The 20,030-nt window shown below is 66.1% G+C and carries 16 protein-coding genes and 1 CRISPR repeat array; of the genes, 2 read left to right on the forward strand and 14 right to left on the reverse strand.

All coding sequences use genetic code 11. From position 1 onward, the window contains the following. Nucleotides 1-260: 260 nt before the first annotated feature. From NV1_RS40775 to NV1_RS40785, 3 genes are read right to left on the reverse strand one after another with little or no spacing between them, the layout of a single operon-like run. Entirely contained in the window at nucleotides 261-1,175 is a 915-nt protein-coding gene (locus tag NV1_RS40775; protein WP_218027367.1) for an amino acid--tRNA ligase-related protein, read from the reverse strand. Continuing rightward, nucleotides 1,172-2,275: an inosamine-phosphate amidinotransferase 1 gene (locus NV1_RS40780; protein ID WP_067904797.1), complete on the reverse strand. Its 1,104-nt coding sequence runs from the start codon at nucleotides 2,273-2,275 to the stop codon at nucleotides 1,172-1,174. Before NV1_RS40780 ends, NV1_RS40775 begins: the two co-directional genes overlap by 4 nt. 37 nt (nucleotides 2,276-2,312) lie before the next feature. Next, nucleotides 2,313-3,248, reverse strand: coding sequence for a fatty acid desaturase family protein (locus NV1_RS40785; protein ID WP_067904800.1), 936 nt, complete (start codon nucleotides 3,246-3,248; stop codon nucleotides 2,313-2,315). On the opposite strand from NV1_RS40785, the gene NV1_RS44350 reads away from it, so the two are divergent. Further along, entirely contained in the window at nucleotides 3,247-3,453 is a 207-nt protein-coding gene (locus NV1_RS44350; protein WP_157117749.1) for a hypothetical protein, read from the forward strand. The genes NV1_RS40785 and NV1_RS44350 overlap by 2 nt on opposite strands. Nucleotides 3,454-3,497: 44 nt before the next feature. Here the strand turns inward: NV1_RS44350 and NV1_RS44865 are convergent, their stop codons facing one another. From NV1_RS44865 to NV1_RS40795, 3 genes are read right to left on the reverse strand one after another with little or no spacing between them, the layout of a single operon-like run. Continuing rightward, nucleotides 3,498-3,656, reverse strand: a complete 159-nt coding sequence (locus tag NV1_RS44865) for a hypothetical protein (RefSeq protein WP_169813553.1) — start codon at nucleotides 3,654-3,656, stop codon at nucleotides 3,498-3,500. Nucleotides 3,657-3,697: 41 nt separating this feature from the next. Next, nucleotides 3,698-4,519: a DUF3865 domain-containing protein gene (locus tag NV1_RS40790; RefSeq protein ID WP_067904803.1), complete on the reverse strand. Its 822-nt coding sequence runs from the start codon at nucleotides 4,517-4,519 to the stop codon at nucleotides 3,698-3,700. Next, nucleotides 4,519-5,826, reverse strand: a complete 1,308-nt coding sequence (locus NV1_RS40795; protein ID WP_169813554.1) for a JmjC domain-containing protein — start codon at nucleotides 5,824-5,826, stop codon at nucleotides 4,519-4,521. Before NV1_RS40795 ends, NV1_RS40790 begins: the two co-directional genes overlap by 1 nt. A gap of 307 nt (nucleotides 5,827-6,133) precedes the next feature. On the opposite strand from NV1_RS40795, the gene NV1_RS40800 reads away from it, so the two are divergent. Then, nucleotides 6,134-7,516, forward strand: a complete 1,383-nt coding sequence (locus tag NV1_RS40800) for an NsdA family TPR-like regulatory protein (protein ID WP_157117752.1) — start codon at nucleotides 6,134-6,136, stop codon at nucleotides 7,514-7,516. Nucleotides 7,517-7,803: 287 nt separating this feature from the next. Beyond that, nucleotides 7,804-10,088: direct repeats of the CRISPR family, unit length 28 nt; unit sequence GGATCATCCCCGCGTGCGCGGGGAGCAC. 89 nt (nucleotides 10,089-10,177) lie between these two features. On the opposite strand, the gene cas2e is transcribed toward NV1_RS40800, so the two are convergent. The 8 genes from cas2e to cas3 form a co-directional block, all read right to left on the reverse strand. Then, on the reverse strand, nucleotides 10,178-10,579 hold the full coding sequence (cas2e, locus tag NV1_RS40805; RefSeq protein WP_067904812.1) for a type I-E CRISPR-associated endoribonuclease Cas2e: 402 nt from the start codon (nucleotides 10,577-10,579) through the stop codon (nucleotides 10,178-10,180). After that, nucleotides 10,576-11,523, reverse strand: a complete 948-nt coding sequence (gene cas1e / locus NV1_RS40810) for a type I-E CRISPR-associated endonuclease Cas1e (protein ID WP_067904814.1) — start codon at nucleotides 11,521-11,523, stop codon at nucleotides 10,576-10,578. Before cas1e ends, cas2e begins: the two co-directional genes overlap by 4 nt. Beyond that, the gene (gene cas6e / locus NV1_RS40815) at nucleotides 11,523-12,206 is read right to left on the reverse strand and encodes a type I-E CRISPR-associated protein Cas6/Cse3/CasE (protein WP_067904817.1); all 684 of its coding nucleotides are present in this window, start codon (nucleotides 12,204-12,206) and stop codon (nucleotides 11,523-11,525) included. Before cas6e ends, cas1e begins: the two co-directional genes overlap by 1 nt. 1 nt (nucleotide 12,207) lies before the next feature. Further along, entirely contained in the window at nucleotides 12,208-12,933 is a 726-nt protein-coding gene (gene cas5e, locus NV1_RS40820; protein WP_067904819.1) for a type I-E CRISPR-associated protein Cas5/CasD, read from the reverse strand. Then, a complete protein-coding gene (cas7e, locus tag NV1_RS40825) occupies nucleotides 12,930-14,051 on the reverse strand; it encodes a type I-E CRISPR-associated protein Cas7/Cse4/CasC (protein ID WP_067904821.1) in 1,122 nt (373 codons plus the stop codon). Before cas7e ends, cas5e begins: the two co-directional genes overlap by 4 nt. Before the next feature lie 7 nt (nucleotides 14,052-14,058). Continuing rightward, a complete protein-coding gene (gene casB / locus NV1_RS40830) occupies nucleotides 14,059-14,760 on the reverse strand; it encodes a type I-E CRISPR-associated protein Cse2/CasB (RefSeq protein WP_067904824.1) in 702 nt (233 codons plus the stop codon). After that, a complete protein-coding gene (gene casA, locus NV1_RS40835) occupies nucleotides 14,757-16,406 on the reverse strand; it encodes a type I-E CRISPR-associated protein Cse1/CasA (RefSeq protein ID WP_067904827.1) in 1,650 nt (549 codons plus the stop codon). The genes casB and casA overlap by 4 nt, the downstream gene beginning before the upstream one ends. A gap of 576 nt (nucleotides 16,407-16,982) precedes the next feature. Continuing rightward, nucleotides 16,983-19,835, reverse strand: a complete 2,853-nt coding sequence (gene cas3, locus NV1_RS40840) for a CRISPR-associated helicase Cas3' (protein WP_245714190.1) — start codon at nucleotides 19,833-19,835, stop codon at nucleotides 16,983-16,985. Between the last annotated feature and the right edge of the window lie 195 nt (nucleotides 19,836-20,030).

The following is a 20,030-nucleotide window of genomic DNA, read 5'->3' on the forward strand; positions in this document are numbered from 1 at the left end:
CAGAGTGAGTTTCTTGAACTCAATCAATCATCAGGGAAGCACAAGTGTGGCCAGATGGGTTCACCTCCAGCACGGAATCGGATCCGGCCGCACAGACAGCCACCCTCATTCATCGATGTTCCCCTCTTTGCTCGAATTATGTTGCGAACAGCGCGCTTTGGCGACGGTGCCGGGTTGCGGCGCGTCACCGGACCGGGCCAGCGTAGAGCATTTGGGCGGGCCGATCCGGGACGTTCGGGTTGTAGCGGTGGTCCGGGAGATCAGAAGACCGAGGATTGCCGGAAGACGCTGATGTCGTGGGTGCCGGTGGCGGCCATGCAGAGGCGTTCGATTCCGATGCCGAGCCCGACGCTACGGGTCGGGACGGCACTGGCGCGGATCGCATGCTGGACCAGGGATTGTTCGTGGTTGTAGAGGCCGATCGCGCTGGCGCGGGCGATGAACGCTTCGGAGTCTGTCTCGTCCTCGTAGCCGTGGACGACTTCGACACCGTCGATGAATACTTCGAACCTGTTCAGGATCGCCGCGGTGCCCTCGCGGAGTTTGGCGCAGGGCTCGTTGCCGCCCAAGGGCATATCGACCAGGAACGTCGCGGTCCCGGCGGTGCGTGGTTCGAGCTCGGTGGCGATATATGCCTCGAACAGCTCGTACAGCGGTGTGCCGCCAGGCAGATCGAGATGATCGGCGAGAGCGGCGGTGTGCCGGTCCAGGGTCTCGAGGGTCAGGTCGACGCCGAGGGTGGCGGCGAGGTGGTCGGCGACCGAGATCCGCCGTGGGGTGCCGGGGTGTGCGAGGGCTACCAACTGCTCGGCCAGATCGAGCAGAAAGTCGTAGCTGGAGTCCGCGGCGTAGAGGTCGAGCATGCTGAATTCGGGGATGTGGGTGGCGTCGGCGGTGTCGTTGCGGAAGCAGGCGCCGATCTCGAATACCTGTGGGGCGTGGGCCAGTTGGTAGCGCAGCGCGGGCCCGATCATGCTGCGCAACCACCCGTCGCGGCCACCGACTGCGGCGCGGGCGCGGTTGCCGGTCAGGTCGTCGGCCTGCCGGTAGGTCGGGGTGATGACCTCGGAGAACCCGTTCTCGCGCAGCAGAGCCCGGATCTTGTACAGCAGCTCGGATTTGACCTCGATGGCTTCGCGCCGAGTTAGCATCCGCTGGAAAGGGCTGAGTGTCATGCGAAGTAGTCCTCGCGCCCGCCGCGGCGGTGGGTGTCCAGGGTGAAGCAGTGGAATCCGCCGCCGAACAGTCGGCGGTGCCGGTGTTGGACCGGGATCACGGTCATGCCTTTTTTCTCCAAGGTGCGCATGAGATCCGGGCACAGGCTGTTGACCACGACGGTGTCTTCATCGATCGACAGCACGTTGATGTCGATATAGCGGGAGGTCAAAGCGAATCCGAAGTCGGAGTAGTCCGGGAAGGCGTCCTCGTCCTGTTCGGGGGGAACGATGATGTCCCACCCGTGCAAGGGTTCGGGCAGGGCGGCCAGATAGTCGGTGGACCGTAGCATCAGCAGGCCGGGCCGCAGTGGCACGACGATGGAGTCGATGTGACTGTCGGCGATGCCGTCGAGCTGGTGAAATCGCAGCTCGGGGAAGGTGCGGCGCAGCCACGCCAGGCCCAGTTCGTGGTTGGTGTTGGCGACGTTGACCAGCACGTCGATCCCGATCCGGACGCATTGGGCGCCATCGAAAATCAGCTCGTGGCCCAGCCCAGGCAGCACGCGAGTATCGGTGTCACCGGTGATCTGGGGCAGGTCGACGGGCTGGCCGTCGAAGTAACTCGGGTCCAGCGAGTGGCGCGCCAGCGCCGGGCGCGGCATGGACAGCCAACCCGAGCCGGCGGCCAGGTATCGGTAGAAGTGCGGTTTGAGGTAGTCGTTCTCGAACACCCGGCCGCGGATGTGCGGGGCGGTCTCCACGATGGTGTCGCCGAGGATGATCGTCTGGTCCCGCACATTCAAGGGCGGCGTTTCCCGAGCCGACCACCACGGCGAGGAGATGACCGCACGGCGGGTGACGGGTTCGGGGCGCCGCACCCGCACCCCGGCCTCGTTCAGCGCGATGCAGAACCCTTCGACATCTTCCTCGAGTTCGTCGACGAGCCGGGGCGGGATTGCCAGCTCCCGACCACCCGCGCTGGTGGCTGGGGTGACGTTGTCGAGGTAGAACAGCCGGAAGCTGGCGTCCAGGTCGTGCGAGGTGTAACTGCGGGGATCGCCGACGATCACCTCCCCGAGCGTGGTGAATTCATCGAAGCTGTTGACCGGCACAGACATTCAGATCCTGTTCAGAGTGCGAGAAGGGGGGCGAGGTTCAGGTGTTGGGCTGGTGTTCGGTGAGCTGGAGGTGCAGTGAGGCCACGATGTCGTCGAGCACGCACGGGATGTGCGGGGTGGATCGGCGGCGGAAGAAGTAGCCCGAGCACCAGTGCACTTCGTTCCAGCGCGGGTAGTGCTCGCACAGGATGGCGGCGGCCACGGGCAGCTCGCGCCAGCCGAGGCCGGGAAACCAGTGGTGGATCGGGTGATACATGTCGTCGTTGTGGCCGCCGAGCAGATGCCGGGTCACCACGTGGGAGGTCCAGCCGCGGGTTTGGTGCAGGATGTCCTCGTTGTGGATCAGCCCGGCATGGTTGCCCAGGTCGGTCAGCCAGGTGGCGATGGGGCGGACCACGATCAGCGGCAGCGCCCAGTAGAGCGCGAAGTCCAGGCCGTAGCCCAGAACGGTCGCAGTCCCGGCCGCGGCGGTCCAGGTCGCCCAGCGGGTGGTGGCGGCCTTCCAGCTCTCATCACTGGCTTTGCCTGCGAGAGTGAGCAATCCGTACCCCGGAAGCTTCCACAGCGCGTTGCCGACGATCACGTGGGTGACGAACGCCTTCTTGTCCGGCCACTGCGCATGGGCGCGACGGGAGATGTAGGAGCGCAGCATCGGGTCCTCGGGGCTGCCGAGTTTGGCATGGTGGATGCGGTGAGTGCGTCGATACGGCGAGTACGGCTCGCCCAGGGCCAAACAGTTCAGATGCCCGATAATGGTGTTCGCACGGCGCGATCGGGTGAGCTTGGTGTGGATCGCCTCGTGGGTCAAATTCGACAAGTGCCGCTGCCGCAACCCGATATAGATCATGCACGCCACGGTCAGGATCGGGTGGCCGACGAGGATCCCGACCATTGCGGTGAGGCCGGCGGCGAGGTAGTCACGTGCCAGGTCTCGTGCGCCGTCGACGCGGGAGCGGGCACACAGTGTGTTCATGCGGGCAACCAGGTCGGCGCCGAAGGTACATCGGACCGGTCCGGAGGCTCCTGCCGAGGGGCGTCGTCTGGTGGGCTCGCGCGCCGCGATGGTCATGCTCACTCTCCACGCTGAGTTCTGGACCGAGAGCCCAGCGCTCGGCCTGTGGCCGGGCGCTGGCGCCCTCGATCGGCATCGGGTCAGTGGTGGCCGGGACCACGAATGATTCGAGTTGTGGTCCCGCGCAGCGGATTCCGCTCTGCGGCGGCGTTAGACGGCGTCGGGGCGGACACCAGCCTTGAGGGCGTCAGGCCGCACACCGGACTTCAGCCCGGCATCGGGGCGCACCCCGGATTTCAGGGCGGCGTCGGGCCGGACTCCGGCCTTGAGCGCGTCGGGCCGCACACCGCTCTTGAGCATGGTCGCCATAGTGATTTTCTCCTTCTCTTTCGGGTGGGTTACTGCGGGAATCAGGGGAGGGTGCCCGCACGGGTGGCCAGTTGCGACCACCAGGCGGTCATGCCCTCGAGGATCTGGAGCCAGCCGTCGAGGATCTGTGACAGGTCCAGGCCGAACAGCTGGTACTCGCGGATGAACCTCGCGATGCCTTCGATGTGAGCGGCCTCGACGCTCATGCCATCCACGGCCGCGGCCTCGTGGCTTTCGTCCAGGTGCAGCGAGTAGTAATAGTCCAGGTGCGGCAGCTCGGTGCCGCCGCCGACGGTGAGTGCGGCGTACCGGTCGGTGATCTTGCGCAGCAGCTCGGTTTCGTCGATCGCTACGCCTTCGGTGGCGTAATAGCCACCGCAGATCCGGCTCACCGACGAGCCGATGACCAGCCAGTCATGCAGCGAGACGAGGGTGAGGGTTTCCGGGGCCGGCAGATGTCCGTTGACGAGCAAGCCGAGATCGGCCAGCAGCGCCCCGGAGTAGAGGGTGTAGTGCGCGGGGACCTTGCCACGCTCCCCGCCTTCCTCGAGATGGTTGCGGCGGAACTCGTGTGCCAGCTCCATACACCCGCCTTGCACTGTGTCCGCGGCTTGGCGAAGGAAGTCGGAATTGTAGCGGGCGAACACGCTCAGCTCCCGGATATACAGGGCGGCTTGATCTTTCGACAATCCAGCCGGTGACACCTCGGCGGTGATCTGCTCGAACAGCGCGGCGACCATCGGCACCATGTGCTTGTCGACCAGATCGTTGCCGCTGACCTCGGGAGTGTTGAGCAAGACACTGGTGATCGCGGCCTTGGTCCCCGGGTTGTGCTCGAGGTACCCCTGCACCTTCGAGGCCATCACCGGGCCTCCTGGCCGAGATCGGTGAACACCCGGATGCCGCCGGTTGCCAGCAGCATCGTCAACGTCTCTCCGGCGAGTTCGTCGGTAATGCGCACGCTGCGCCCATCGGCCAGAGCTGCCAGAGCCGCGCCCCAGGCTGCGGATTCTGGAGCGCTGAATACCAAGCCGCGCAAGGTGATTCCGATGTGGAGACTGTCGTCGATATCCGGATCGGCATGCAGTGTGTACGGTGCTACCACCCGCATGTGGATACAACCGGCCGCCAGGGCCGCGGCAGCCTCACGGGCCGCGTCGGTGCGGGCGAGATCGTGCTCGGTGGCCTCCCAGCCGCCGTTACTGGCCAGGGTGCGCGACCGGGCGCCGACCATCTCACGAATCTTGTCCTCGAGCTGGTCGGACACAATGGTCAGGATGTCGGTGGCCGCAGTGGTCAAGCCTGCGACGATTGGAGCGCTGCCTGCGGCCAGGGAATGCATCGGCGAGGGCGTCTCGTCCGCGACGTCGCTGGGCACAACCGATTCCAGGATCGCGGGCAACATCGACAGCGCCAGGATGCGAGTGTCGGAGTAGGTGTACAGAGGGCACGCGACCGAGATGGAGAACTCGTCCTGCACGCCGACGTGGAATACGCGGCGCGGCAGGAACAGCACGTCTCCGGGCTCGAGGTCGAACCGTTCACCGTGGTCCAGAAGCGCGGTATAGTCGCCGAAGCTCGGGGCACGACCGCCGGTCAGCCCCTGATACAGCTCGCCGGACCAGGTGTAGAAGTGCTTGACCCCGGGGCCGAGGTGCACCAGGAAGGCGTCCTCATAGCCTTCGTGCACGCCAAAAGCAGTGCCCGAGTAGTTGCCGGCGAAGGCGACCTGCTCGCTGCCGCCGATCGGAATGCCCCATCCGGCGTGCACAGATCCCATCAGCTCGCCCAGCACTGCGGCCAGCCGGGGCGAGGTGGTTTCGAGATTGTTGATCACCAGTGAGAATCGCTGCGCGCCAGTGAGTTTCTGCATCCAGACGACGAAGTCCTCATCGGTCCACGGAGCAGTCAGCACTGCGGCGATCGCCTCGTCGAGGCGTTCCTCGCCGACGTAGACGCGGGTGCGCGCGCTGGTGGGCTCACCGCGTCGGGCGGCACGGCGCAACCTGCGCAGCCCGTCCAAGACGTCGTCCGGACCCAGACGGTCGCCCGGAACGAGGCCCTTGAACAGATGCGGCGTGGCCGCGTCTTCGGTCTTGCCCGGAAACTGGGTTGACCAGAAATCCGGCGACGGCGGCCACATGATGATCGGGTCGGCGGCAGTGGTCACGACGCTGCCTCCGATGGGGGCGAGGACATGCGGATGGTCAAGGTCTCTCCTCCTGCTGCTGCTGTGCATCCCGTCGACAGCGGCTTGACTGCGCGGCGTGGGCATGCGACGGGTGTTGGAGTGCCCCGCTGCCGGGGTGTCACCGATCTGCGGCATCACTCGTAGGTGGCAGACCGGCTCCGAAAGGCACCGTTCTCCTCCCGGCAGCGGGACTGAGACAAGCATCACCCCAAGTGCACATTCACCGCGACAGCCGCGAGCGCGCACCGAGGCTGCGCAGTATCTGCCGTTGCCGTGGTCGACATCGGTGATTGCGCTGATGACGCGATGCTTACCGCTTACGGTTGCTGTACAACACGATTCACGTCGAGGGGTGGCCGTGAGTGATAAGTCAGCGTCCGCATGGGAGACGCCGGAGTTTCGGCAGTTGCTCGCCAAGCAACAGCCTGGGCGAGCGTTCGCGCTGATCCGGAAAGCGGCCGGGCTGTCTCAAGCCAACTTCGGTGTACTTCTGCACTGGGACCGCTCGCACACGGGCCGCGTCGAACGCGACGAGGTCGGCACTCTATACGACTGCCGTGAGATGACCAGAGTTGCTGATCTCCTCGGCGTCCCACGCCGAGCGCTTCTTCCAGTGTTGCTCGGAAGTGACGAAGTCGGCACCATCGAAGATACCGACGAAGGAGACCAAGACGTGGACCGCAGGCAATTCGGACTAACCATGTTCGGCACCGCGATCGCAGCTGCCACACCGTTCCCGGCCGCCGCGTCCGCATCAACCCGCATGACCATTGGCGATGACCACATCACCTACCTCACCCAAGTCACCGACCGGCTATTCGAACACGACGCCGAGCACGGATCCGGCGGCCTGGTCGAAACTGCGATCAAACAGTGCACACTGGCCCGGGACCTACTGGACCACGCAAACTACGACCAACGCACCGGGATCAAACTGGCCAGCGCGACAGGCAACCTCGTCGACTGCGCAGGCTGGCTGGCATTCGACTCAGGAGACCACCACGCCGCCCGAGCATGCTTCACCGAAGCGTTGCTCCTGGCCGAACGCTCCGGTGACTCCTATCTGTGGTCCAACACGATGGACGACTTGCGCCACCAAGCCTGGCGCACCGGAAACATGCGCGAAGGACTCCAACTGAGCCTTCGCATCTCCGACGCGATCCGCACCGTCCCCTCCACCCGGCTGCACGCCCTGCACGCGGCCCGGCAAGCCGTCGCCTACGCCGCGGTCGGAGACCACCGCGAAACCGAGGCCGCGATCAGCCAGGCCCTGCGCGAAGTCGACCGCGGTCTCGACGACCCCGAAGACCCCATTTGGCTGCACTTCGTCACACCGGCCGAGATCCAGTCGATCACTGCGCAGGCCCGCACCTTCCTCGGCCAACACGACATCGCTGTCACCATTTACCAGGCCAGCGTCGGCGCACACGCCAAGGCACGTGACGAAGCCTCCTACCGCGCCTACTATTCGGCCGCCCTCGCGCGGCTGGGCGACACCAACACCGCACTGACCGAAGGGCTTTCCGCGCTCACCCTGCTGCAAGGACCCGTGAAGTCCAAGCGCCTGGTAGCCGAACTACAACCCGTGCGCGCCATGGCCGAAAAGTCGCAGAGCGACCGTGCACAGCAGTTCAGCCGCCAATTCGACCAGCTAACGGTCAAGCTCTGAACTGACTTCAGCACGCGATGCGCTCAATTATGAACGAAATCGCGTGGGTGAGCGACCGCACCACCGACACTGCAGCCCGGCTCCCATCGGAGTCAACACAATCCACGGGCGACGACGGTTGTAGCCGGTACACCGCACGGCATTGATATCACCACAGGCATGGACCGGCACAAATCATCCCCGCGTGCGCAGGGAGCATTGGAACAGGTTGCGCACGCTGGCGATGTTCTCCGGATCATCCCCTTCGCAGGGAGCATGGGATCCGGATCGCGATCCGTGTGAACGCCGGAGCATCCCTGCGTGCGCGGGGAGCACTGCTTGGCCGTGGAGAAGATGCCGCCGCGCTGCGGATCATCCCCGCGTGCGCGGGGAGCACCGCCGCAGAGCGATCTCAAACAGCGTGCGCTTGGGATCATCCCCGCGTGCGCGGGGAGCACGTCACGGACACCCCGGGTGACAACGGGCCGATCGGATCATCCCCGCGTGCGCGGGGAGCACTTCGCCCATGAGGGCACCTCCATCAGGGGTGGAGGATCATTCCCGCGTGCGCGGGGAGCACTACTCCGCCGAACCTCCGTCTGCGTCAGCGCGGGGATCATCCCTGCGTGCGCGGGGAGCACATCTGCGGCTGCGCCTGCAAGTCGGCGGTCACCGGATCATCCCCGCGTGCGCGGGGAGCACACGAATTTGTGGTCACTGTCGTAGCGACGTTCGGGATCATCCCCGCGTGCGCGGGGAGCACCACTCACCAGGCTGCCGCACCAGCTCCGCTGGCGGATCATCCCCGCGTGCGCGGGGAGCACACCGGCGCACTGAGCAGGCGGTGGGCCTGTGACGGATCATCCCCGCGTGCGCGGGGAGCACCGTTGACCGCCGAAGATGTACCTGCGGAGGCGGGGATCATCCCCGCGTGCGCGGGGAGCACGCGCCAGGCGGTTTATCTGGTCGCTGAGCACGAGGATCATCCCCGCGTGCGCGGGGAGCACACCGAGCCCACGTTCGTGCGGGACCTGCCCGAAGGATCATCCCCGCGTGCGCGGGGAGCACTTTCGCCAGATCCTCGAGCTTGGCCTTGAGCTGGGATCATCCCCGCGTGCGCGGGGAGCACGTATGTGGATGTGGTCGGGGTGTGGCTCTGATGGGATCATCCCCGCGTGCGCGGGGAGCACTGGCAGATGGCGATCGCCACCCACGCGGAGAACGGATCATCCCCGCGTGCGCGGGGAGCACAACGTCACCAGCAGCAACCCGTAGCGGCGTTCGGGATCATCCCCGCGTGCGCGGGGAGCACTCCGCCGCTGCCCAAGCGGCTTTGTCGAATTCCGGATCATCCCCGCGTGCGCGGGGAGCACTCCTTCCCGGTAGTGGTCCGCAACCCTTGTGCGGGATCATCCCCGCGTGCGCGGGGAGCACCCTGTGCGGGATGCCCGCGAACCGTCCCATCTAGGATCATCCCCGCGTGCGCGGGGAGCACTATCCAGCGAGTATCGGTGTGGCGAACCAGACGGGATCATCCCCGCGTGCGCGGGGAGCACGCGGCGCGGACACCAGTCCGGTCGCTAGCTGCGGGATCATCCCAGCGTGCGCGGGGAGCACCTTTTCCTCCTTGCCACGCACGCGCTCGATGAAGGATCATCCCCGCGTGCGCGGGGAGCACGCTTTCAGCTCGAGCAGCCTATACACATAGCCCGGATCATCCCCGCGTGCGCGGGGAGCACGATGACGCTGAATGTCGTTGCCTGGATGCACCAGGATCATCCCCGCGTGCGCGGGGAGCACGACATCGGCGACTACTGGGCGCTGGTGCGCGCGGGATCATCCCCGCGTGCGCGGGGAGCACCAGGGCAAGGAGCTGTCGCCGCAGAGCCTGGACGGATCATCCCCGCGTGCGCGGGGAGCACGCCTGGGTGAGAGCCTGGCCGAGGTGAGCGTGCGGATCATCCCCGCGTGCGCGGGGAGCACTTCGGGTGAGGCCGGTCGAGCGTTCGGCCGGCCGGATCATCCCCGCGTGCGCGGGGAGCACATCATCCTCGTCGTAGTCGACGAAGCGCACAGCGGATCATCCCCGCGTGCGCGGGGAGCACGCATCCAGCAGCCACGTCGCGGCAGCCATGCCCGGATCATCCCCGCGTGCGCGGGGAGCACCACACCCCAGCCTTCTTCGTAGGCGGTGATGAAGGATCATCCCCGCGTGCGCGGGGAGCACGGGTCGATCGCGGCGTTCGGCGGCACCGGTGCGGGATCATCCCCGCGTGCGCGGGGAGCACACTCGACCGCATCGCGACCGCACTCGAGGTCGAGGATCATCCCCGCGTGCGCGGGGAGCACGTTCGTCCAGACCGACCGGGCCGGTCGGCCGAAGGATCATCCCCGCGTGCGCGGGGAGCACACGCGGCCAGGTGCGCGGCGGTCATCAACCGGAGGATCATCCCCGCGTGCGCGGGGAGCACGGGACAACCCCGAACAACCCCGATATCACCGCGGGATCATCCCCGCGTGCGCGGGGAGCACAGTCCGTGAGCGCGGTCGAACCGGCCTTGCAGCGGATCATCCCCGCGTGCGCGGGGAGCACACTTTCTGACCTGGCCTTCCGCAGTGAGATCGGTGGTTTTTCATTCAGTTTCGTTCCGGCAGCGGGAGTATTGGGTATTCGTTGATGACCTACTTCGGCTTGAACTTGCGGCGCGCGGCCCGACGGCGCCATACGGTGTCGTCTGGTAGTCGGGCTCCGGAGGCGGACGGGGTGCTGTTGGGTGCTGGCGGGGTCCGAGTCATGGGGATGTAGTCGGGGACGGTTTGACGCTGCATCAGTGTGATGCCGTCATAGTCGACCGGGGTCCAGTCGTGTCCGTGGACTTTGAAGGTGAGGCGCTGTTCGTTGCGAGCGGTGAAAACCATGAGTGCTCTTCCATCGGAGACGAATTCGACGATCCGTTCCCACATGAGCTCGCGCACACGAGGGGAGAGGTGGCCTATGAACACGCCGGGGCTGATTTCCAGGAGCCATCGAGTAAGGTGCCCTCGCAGACCCGGTGGTACAGCGGTGAGTACAACGACGGTCAAAATTCGTCTCCGTAACCGACCCCGCCGGGCACGTTCTCGGTGCGCTCATCCCACAATGACAGGACCTCGAATTCGAGTTCGGGGAATTCGGGGTCAGGGTTGGACTCTTCGCGCAGGAGTCGTTGAATGTCGTTGGCGCAGCGGGAAAGTAGCTTGCCGTCGTGCAGCTGGTCGCGGACGCGGCGCCGCGTGCTCGCGCCGATGTCCTCGGTTTCTTCGGCGGCGATGTCGAATGCGATGGGGATGGTCAGTTCCGCCTTGTAGAGGTCGGCGATGTCGTAGACGAATGATCGGTGGTGGCCGGTATGGACGAATCCGAGGGCCGGCGAAAGGCCCAGGGCGACGATGACCGAGTGGACAACGCCGTAGAGGGATGAATTCGCCGCGGACAGTGCCTGATTGACTGGATCGCCGTCTTCCCAGTTCTCGATGTCGTAGGCACGGCGGTTCCATTCGATCCCGGTTCGCTCGGAGTGCCGGCGGTACACCTGGCGTACGCGGGCACCTTCTCGTCCGCGAAGCTGCTGCATCGTCAGCTCCGACACGTCGTCATCCGGGAACCTCATCGCGTACATCGCGCGGGCGATCCGCAGTCGAGATCGCGTATTACTCACCGCTGCGGCCTGTGCCTCGAGCAGCCGTGAGGACCTCGACAGTGCCACGCCGTGGGCGTAATAGCGCACTCCACGCTCACCCACCCAGACCACGGTCGATCCGCTGTCGGACATCAGCGCGATCGCTTGATGCGTGATGGTGGTTCCCGGCCCCAGTAACAACACCCCGACCGCGGCGGCGGGGATGTGCACCGTGCCCTTCTCATCAGTAGCGGTGATCGCGTTGAAGTCCCGGTTGACCACGCACCTGTCCAGATACAGGAACGACACTCGATCCGAGATGCGAGTGAGTTCCTGGGATTGCGTGGGCCGCCGCCCGATACCGCTCATCAGCTGCTGGCTGTGTGCGGGCGAGCCAGCGTCATCAGTCCGCATCCATAGGATTTGGCGCGCCCGAGTCCGAAGGTGAGCGTGTGCCGCAGTGCGGCAGTGTCGGTCACTTCCAGGAGGCCTTCGAAGGTTGCGGTGGCGATGGTGACGCGTGCGGTGCCTCGGGAGAAACGCCGCACCGCCCGGTCGGTGATCACGAGTTCGCGGTCACTGTCCGGCCCGTCGTTCGGGGACCGGAGCGGGATGTGGAATCCGGCTCGTTCGCAGCGGTCCAGCAGCCATTGTTCCTGTTGCCGCACAGTCACGTGCGCGAGGGGTTTGGTCTGTGCCCAGCCTTCTTTGCGGGCGGCGTGTACCGGGTTCGCGGTCAGCCGGAAGCGCCACTGCTGACCGGGTTCGAGCTGGTCGAGCAGTCGGTCGTACGGGCGGGTGTCCCATGCCTCGGTCGTGGGCCATCCGGCTTGCTCGACGATATGGGTGAAGTCGGGCTTGCCGGGACTGGCGACGAACAAGACCGTCTTGGCTCGCTCGAAAGTGTCTGTCCTCCAGAGGATTCGACCGGTTTCGGTCGGGGTGGCGTCCGTGTACCCGCTCATGACCGCGGCGTGCATGGCTTGTGGTGAAGCCAGGAGCGTCTGTGCGCCGCGGCGGCGGGTGTTGATCGGCATCCGCGTCAGGAACATCTCATCCCTCCAGCAGTGTCATCGGGTCGTGCTCGTCCGCAGGTTCTCGCGTCCCGTCGGGGTTCTCGATCGACACCGTGTCGCGCAGCACCGCCCGCCACGCGTATTCACGCCGGTGGGGATCGAAACTGACCGGTGTGTCCCGGAACATTTCCTGGCCTGCCTGTCCTGGTGGGGCATCGGTCACGGTGGCCAGCCGCACGACTCGGTCGCGCTTGCGTTTCCGGACTGTTGTGCTGGCCAGCCATCGATGTGATGCCAGGGCCTGTTCCAGGCTGGTGTCGAAGACACCGAGCGCGACCGGGCCTGCGGGAGGGCATGAGCGTCGTCCCAGATACAGCGGGAATTCTGGTTGCCGGACCGCCGCGTCGATCCCTTCGGTCAGTGCCGGTTCGCCTTCGAGTACCGCCAGGTACACCGCGTCGGAGATGTAGTAGCGGTAGGACAACGGCAGCGACTGCTGGATGATCCGGCCGTCTCGTCCGGCGCGGCGGCGCTGGGCAGTCTGGAAGTCACGCGTCAGCCGGCCGGGCTGGTCGACGCGGACTCCGAACCGCAGCCCCAGCAGGTCCTCGATCGGTTCGGTGCGGCGAATTCCCTTGGCCGCGGCGACCATTCCGAGCACACCACTCTTGGTCGGTACGACTTCGGTGTCTCGGCGCACGAATCTGCTGCTGGATCCCCAGGACTGCAGCGGCCCGGCCAGGCGCAGTGCCACGACGCTCACGGCTGGTCTCCGAGTCGTTCGCCGACCAGGGTTCCGACGCTGATCACCAGGTCGGTGAACGGGACTCGTGGGCCGAGGTCGTCCAGGCTCGCGGTGTCCGATCCCAGCCGGGTCACCCAACTCGCTACCGGTGTTTCACCGTAGGCGTGCTGGATTTCCTTGGCTTCGTCGCGGAGTCGTTCGGCGGCCTGTTTGACCCGTCCCGCGGTGTCGGATTCGCGGACCGCGCTCTCATAGGCGCCGACCAGGTTGATCGGCTGTGAATCGCGGATCAGCACGACCACGGCCTCGGGCAGCGTCCGGTTCGCGAAGGTGTTCTGCTTGCCGGTAGGCATCGAGCGCACGAAGCAGGCCACGAATGCCTCGACCGCTCGGCGGGCCGCGAGGGGGTCGCCGAGGTTGTCCTGAAGCCGGTTCACATCCACCGTGGCGTACCGGTAGAGGGTGGCGGAGTTGAACTCGACAGTACCGATCATTCCTGCGCCGGTCTCGTGGTCGCCGAGGAAGTCATCGACCGCGGTGAAGTAGTCGAATTCGGTTTCGGCCGGGTGGACGCTGATCGCGTGTGCCACTTGGGTTGCCGCGTCCACGTTCAGGTCGGCCTGGTCCGCGACCATCCGCCCGAACAACGCGATGTCCACCGAATGCGCTCGATCGGCCAGTTCTTTGACGTTGGCTTGTTTGAGGGCCTTCTCCACATCCGGAGCGTCGGCGGCGTCTACTGCCGCTCGGGCCAGGGCCTGGATCTGGTGGCGGCTCAGGAACACCAGGTACCCGGCTTCTTCGGTCGCGCCTTTCTTCGGAGGCTTGACCGTGATGCCGACCGCCGTCATCGCCGCGATCGCCAGCTCGTTCGCGCGGTCGGCCAATTCGCGTGACTGCGTGCTGATTTCAGCAGCCAGGAGTTCCACGACACGGCGGGTGCGCACACCCAGCTCAGAGCTGTCGAGGGTGTCGTCGAAGGCAACGCGCGTGGCGCGTTTCCAGGCTTGGCTCGATACCCGGGCGCGCCGGACTCCGCCGTAGGTGGCGGATTTGGGGCTGCCGGTGTCGTCCCGGTTCAGGTTGCTGGGCGGGACGGTCTGCAGGATGTGGATATCGATCAGGGTACGGCTCATCGCTGGCTCATTCCTGTGTGGCGGATGTGTCGGTGTCACTGGACTTTTCGGTGTCGCCGGTCGGTGTTTCGGTGCCCCTGTTGATGCGGTAGAAGTCCCGGCCCCACGCCAGCCGGGCACCGACTTCCCGGCCCGGCGTCAACAGGTCAACCAGATCATCGGCGAAGCGCGCGTAGTCGAATCCCCGCTGGTCCGCACGTAATTGGGTGATCAACCCGCGCACGTGCACGAGCAACTCATCCATCGACTGTGCGGTGGAGACCGCCATGAACCGGCGCGTGATCGCATCAGTACTGCGCTCGGGGTGGGCGGCCAGATTCCGCACCGCGGTGCCGAACCGAACACCGGGCACATGCGCCGGCCCGGTCATGGACTGCTGGTGCAGCGCGAACAGGGTCAACGCGGCGTGGGCGGCTTGTTCGGTGCGGCTGGCGAGCTCCTGCCCATGCTCGTCGAGGCGGCGCTCGCCGGGGCCCCATCGAACCTCCTCGGGCACCACGGCGATCGTCAACCCCCAGATTTCCGGCATCTCGCCGGGCGGGCGACCCAAGCCACGCCGCAGGCGCGCGAGGTCCGCCCGCGCGGACGGTGTGCCCTGCCGGAACTCGGCCTGTAACCGCTTCAGCTGGCCGTCCAACGCGCGGCCCAGCACTGCGAGCCGGTAGGCCCGCGCCGGGGCCGCCGAGGTCTGCTCGGTCGTGGTGCTCACACCCCCACCTCCTGCGATGTTGTTGTCTCCGAACGACTATGAGCCAGCGGCAGCGCGGTGCGCAGTGCCGCAGTGAACCATGCCTCAGCGAGCGCGACGTTCACATGCCGATCACCGATAACCCGCCCACTCCACGCCGCGGGCCCCGCCGATTCCACCAACTCACCCACGATCGGCCGCACCAGCTCCCGCACGCAGCACTGCCACCGCATACGTGCCGCGGCCAGATCCGCATCGGGCCCCAGCGCTGCGAGCCACCGGCGGTACGGTCTGTTCAACACGGCATACAGCTGTTCTCTGGCGCGGTCTCCGGCCCCGGATTTCGGTTCGCCGCCACTGGCTTGGGCGATGGTCTCGGCGAGACGCCACAGCGCCACGGCGGTCTTGTCGGCGTCCTCGGCGGCGTTGGTCGCGGCCGTTCCCGCGGCGGGGTGATCTTGGCGTAACAGCACCACCGACAGCGACAGCGCATCATCGACGATGTCGCTGAACGTCGCGCTCTGCGCACCATACTGTGCGCCGACCACTCGTATCCCGGGCCAATACGTTTCGGGCAGAACATCTTCCGATACCAGCCGCCCGACCCACGCCAGCACCCCGGGGGCGAGCCAGCGCTGTGGCTCGGACTTGTCGCCGCGGCGGCCGGACACCGAGGGCAGCAGCGCACCGATCCCTCGCCACACCGCCCGCTCGGGATCATGCGTCAACGGCATGTACACATCGGTCTTGAGCTTCTTGGATTGTGGTTCGGAGTACCGCCACGCGGTATGCGGGTCCAGACCATGACGATTCTGCGGCTGGATTCGGTCACCGTTCGCCAACACCACACCGCTCACCCCACCCCGGTCACCGACCAGCCGGATTCTGCGGGACTGCCACGTATACAGATCGACCGTGCCGTTCGGCGGGCGCTCACGCCCCTGCGGACCATCGGGCTCACGCTCCCACGGCGGAAGGTCCTGCGCTGCACCGAGACTCGCGCACTCTGTCGCATCGTGGGCAATCAGGTTCAGCAGTAACGTTTTTCGCAAGTCTGAGTCGTGCGCGTAGACGCATCCCAGCTGTCCCGACCATCCGGTCCCGATGGGATACCCCTTGCCCTTCTTCATATTTGCATCGCCCACCGCGCCCGACTTGATTCCCGAAGGGTCGAACGCATGGGCGTGCACCAACCAGCGAGCAGCCTCGCTGGGCTCGATACGTGTCAGGCTTGCCGGCGAGCGTGTGGTGAACAGTGGCGCCCCGTTCGGCACATCCGCGACGATCTTCTCCAGACCCGACACCTCGCCCTTCTCGGTGTGCAGATCCGCGACCTGAAAGAACGGCGCGACCGGATCGAACAGTTCGAAACGACCGCGCACCCGCTGCGCGTAACGGCGAATCGGGTCGATCGGTAACTCGGCCGCCTCCCACCATGCGGCCCACTGGTCGGCATCCCGGGGCCCGTCCAGAGCCCGATGCAGAAACGCCAACAGCAGTCGCAGCACCGCGAACCCTTGTGTCGGAACCTCGCCGCCGATCACGGCCACATTGTGTGCCTGCTCGAATACCTCGAGCACCGATCGCTGCCGCTCGACTCCATCACGATCGAGCACCACGATCCACGGGTCATCCAACAAGTTGAACGACAAATCCGCACGTGTCATTGCCTCTCCCTCCCTGAAACTGTGCAGAGTCGGCCTAGTCGATGAGCCGGTGCAGAGATGCGACCGTCGCCATGGCAACGGCGACCCACGTGGAGACGGCCGTACATATAGTGATGGCCAGGACCATCACTTCTCCTGCGGAGCCATGGAACCGCGCCCATGCCGACAACCCGGCTGCCGTGGCTGCAAATGTCGCCGTGACCATTGAAAAAGCGAGAATCAGCGCAAGGCGCGCTGAAAAAACGCGTCCGTGTCGGCCAGCGCGGTGGTCGACGGACTCCGACTGTACAGTTGGCATTTCTTCCTTCCAGCGTGTCTGAGCTAGCGAGGAAGAAGAACGGCTCCCCGTTGCAGCGGGGGGCCGTTCGTTTTGCACTGTCGGCCGGCCGTTCCCCTTCGCGACCCGCATCCCGGGCCATCCCCGCACGAGCCGGGGACCACTTGCCCTGACGCACCCCACCAGCGTGATGAACTGGTTCATCCCAGAAGGCCCGGGAAAACACGTGGCGCGTCGTGGCGAACGAAAGCGTATCAGCGTCACCCGATTTCAGCCAACGTTCAACACGTCGAGATGGATCAGACAGCGGAGGTCGCGGCACTGTCGGGCACCTCCAGTCCTCGCTCAGGGGTGTATTCGACCGCGCGCCCATCGATCTCGCCTCGGCCTTGCTCATCGATGACCAGCACTGGGAGCCGGTAGATCACCGGTGAGGACTCCCACGCCTCGGGCGTGGCCGCCCACAACGCTTCCTCGGCAGCGGCGTTGCTGAACGTCAGCGGTAGCCGCAACGCACAGGAGGCGATCACTGCGGCCGTATCCTCATCGGGAACGTCGCCTCGCGGCACCGGACGTCGAGCCTCGCCCTCCGGCAGCCAGTGAGGGGTGAACCATGCACCGGACTCGGACTGCTCGATGACGACGACTTCCAGGCTCGGTGCACCGTCGCGGACCTGGCCTTGCCCGTGCGATTCGTCGTCTGCCTCACCGATATTCGCCGACAGCCACCCGATGATCGGGCGGCCCGCGGGGCCGGGCGCGGCGATCTGGTGGTGTGTGGCCTTCTCCGCGCGGCGTGTGACGTTCTGCTCCCAGTCCGCGCGGGCCCGAACGATCGCTTCCTGCCATGTGGACGGGCCGATGACGTCCGGGCCGTAAGCCAATTGCACCAGGGGCGCAATATCATTCGGCAACGCGATCGTGCCGCCGAACCGCGGCTGCAGGACCGCGGCCGCGCGCAGCAGCGGATACTCCCGATACACATATCGCGCGGCCGCGGTCTCCAACGCCGGCGGTGCGCTCGAGAAATCCGCCCCGGCGATATAGGTCCGCGCGGTCCGCAGCCGAGAGGGCCGCTGGCACTGGTCTTTTCCGCGCTCATGCCGATGTAGACGCCCCATGCGCTGCAAGATCAGATCGATCGGCGCCAGATCGGTGATCAGAACATCGAAATCGATGTCCAACGACTGCTCGACCACCTGGGAGGCGACGACGATCTTGCGATCAGGGCGGCGCACCGCGCGGTCCGGTGACCCGAACTCGTCCAGCAGCTCGGTGTCCTTGCGGGCCCGGTCCGCTGCGAGGAAACGAGCGTGCGCCACGCACACCTCGCCGGGAAACTCGGTCTCCAACCTCTCGGCGGTACTCAAGACACGACGGACCGTATTACGCACCACCAGAGCACAACCCCCGTCACGCAGCAGGTCCTTCAGCACCGCGACCAACTCGTCGAGGTCGTCGTCGGCACCGCCACCGAGCGCCTCGACCTGAATCCTCGTGCTTCGGCTCGACGGCTCCACACCCCGCACCCGCACATCGCTTCCCTCGGTCCACGTCAACGCGGGATAACCCGCCACCTCGATGCTGTCGGTCATCGCGGGCAGATCCGCGGCTGACCCGAGGAAACCCTGCTGGTATGCGTGCAGCAGTTCGGTGCGGCGATCGTTCGGCAGCGTCGCGGACAGCGCGATGACCGGAACGCGGTAGGCGCCCAGCCACATCACCACCTTGGTGAGGTAGGAGTTCATGTACGCGTCGTAGGCATGGACCTCGTCCAAAACCACGACCTTCCCGGCCAACGCCAGATGCCGCAACATCAGGTGCCGCGCCTTCAACCCCGCGAACAACAGCTGATCAACCGTTCCCACAACGAAATTCGCCAACTGGGACTTCTTACGGCCCGACAACCACGCGTGCGCGACCACCGAATGCCCCGGCCTACCCCGCCCGCGTTCGTGTCCCGAACTGTCTTCGTCGCAACCGATTTCGAGCGACCGCCGCCACCCTTGACGAACCATGCCGCCGAACAACCGATTCAACCGCGCCTTGCCGTGACTGAGCGTGATCGCACCGACCTGTTGCCCGTCCGCGCCCATCGCATCGAGCCAGGCCACCACCCGATCGAACATCGCGTTCGTCGTCGCCTGGGTCGGCAGCGCAACGTGCACGCCCCCAGCACCCCACCGTTCGGCCATGATCTCCGCGGCCGCGAGCGCGGCTTCGGTTTTCCCTTCCCCCATCGCGGCCTCGATGATCAACAACCCCGGCGCCGTCATACCGCGGGCCACCTCACACGCGGCGATCTGCACCGGCCGAGGCTCAGCACCGGCAGGCAACCGGAACCGCGCCGCGAACAAATCCGACACCGACAACCCGGCCGCCTGCGCCCGCCACGCAGACGGCAACGCCAACCGGCCGAACGCCCGCGCCGCCCGGTCCGTCGCATCCTCGACTTCGGGAAGTTCACCGGTCAGGAACGGCATCACCTCCTCGTTGCTGGCGATCCAATCGGCCATGATCACCAGCCCGGTCACGATGATCTGGAACCCCGCCGACGGCGCCAGGTCGCACCACTGATCCAGATAATCAACCGCACCGGTCCTGGCCGCGACCCTGTCCGCGAGTTCGGCCCGCACCGACTCCCAGCAGCCCTCCCCATACAGCTGCGGATACCCCAACGGGCTCGAATCCTGAACCACAACCGAATCCGGCGGCACACCGTGATGTCCGCCCAGAACCACCGCCCACGCCGCGGCCCGTCGCTTCGACCACCCCCGGCCACGCAACCAGCCAATAAGGAGGTGATGCCCCGCTACCGCGTGCGGTGTCTTGACCCGATCCACCAACTCGCGCCGAGTCACCGGCATGCCCAGCCCACACGCCCGCATCCGCTGCGCCAGCAGATCATGCTGCACCGCGAACGCCGGCGTCGCCTTCCCCAAGTCATGCATCCCGGCCAGGAACCGCACCGCCGCGCGAGCCGACTCGCGTTGTCCCCCAAACTCATCCGCCAACCGGTCCGCCACGGCAGGGGCAAGCCAATGATCGAACAGCAACCCGGCCACGTCCGCCGAATCATCCATGTGCTGCCACAACGGCAACCACGCACCATCACTGTTCGGCGACTTCGCCCACACCGAGCGCGCAGCCACGCTGAGCTCCAAATCCCTACCCCTCGTCATCGACCACCCCGTCCGCCGGGGATACAGAAACCATCGCACCGACCACCGACAAGTTTCACTCACGCCCGAAATGCCGCAAATTTCTTCACAAACCCACTACGGCTCCGCCCCAACACTTTTCAGACCCGCCACACTCACCTGACCCCGCCCTACTGTCGCACAGTG

Origin of the sequence: Nocardia vaccinii NBRC 15922 (assembly GCF_001613305.1) — a bacterium.
Classification (GTDB): domain Bacteria; phylum Actinomycetota; class Actinomycetes; order Mycobacteriales; family Mycobacteriaceae; genus Nocardia; species Nocardia vaccinii.

Excerpts from the sequence above, each read along its gene's own strand:
- NV1_RS40775 (WP_218027367.1), bottom strand. The coding sequence starts at position 1,175 with ATGACACTCAGCCCTTTCCAGCGGATGCTAACTCGGCGCGAAGCCATC.
- NV1_RS40780 (WP_067904797.1), bottom strand. The coding sequence starts at position 2,275 with ATGTCTGTGCCGGTCAACAGCTTCGATGAATTCACCACGCTCGGGGAG.
- NV1_RS44350 (WP_157117749.1), top strand. The coding sequence starts at position 3,247 with ATGCGGGCAACCAGGTCGGCGCCGAAGGTACATCGGACCGGTCCGGAG.
- NV1_RS40785 (WP_067904800.1), bottom strand. The coding sequence starts at position 3,248 with ATGAACACACTGTGTGCCCGCTCCCGCGTCGACGGCGCACGAGACCTG.
- NV1_RS44865 (WP_169813553.1), bottom strand. The coding sequence starts at position 3,656 with ATGGCGACCATGCTCAAGAGCGGTGTGCGGCCCGACGCGCTCAAGGCC.
- NV1_RS40790 (WP_067904803.1), bottom strand. The coding sequence starts at position 4,519 with ATGGCCTCGAAGGTGCAGGGGTACCTCGAGCACAACCCGGGGACCAAG.
- cas1e (WP_067904814.1), bottom strand. The coding sequence starts at position 11,523 with ATGAGCGGTATCGGGCGGCGGCCCACGCAATCCCAGGAACTCACTCGC.
- cas6e (WP_067904817.1), bottom strand. The coding sequence starts at position 12,206 with ATGTTCCTGACGCGGATGCCGATCAACACCCGCCGCCGCGGCGCACAG.
- cas7e (WP_067904821.1), bottom strand. The coding sequence starts at position 14,051 with ATGAGCCGTACCCTGATCGATATCCACATCCTGCAGACCGTCCCGCCC.
- casA (WP_067904827.1), bottom strand. The coding sequence starts at position 16,406 with ATGACACGTGCGGATTTGTCGTTCAACTTGTTGGATGACCCGTGGATC.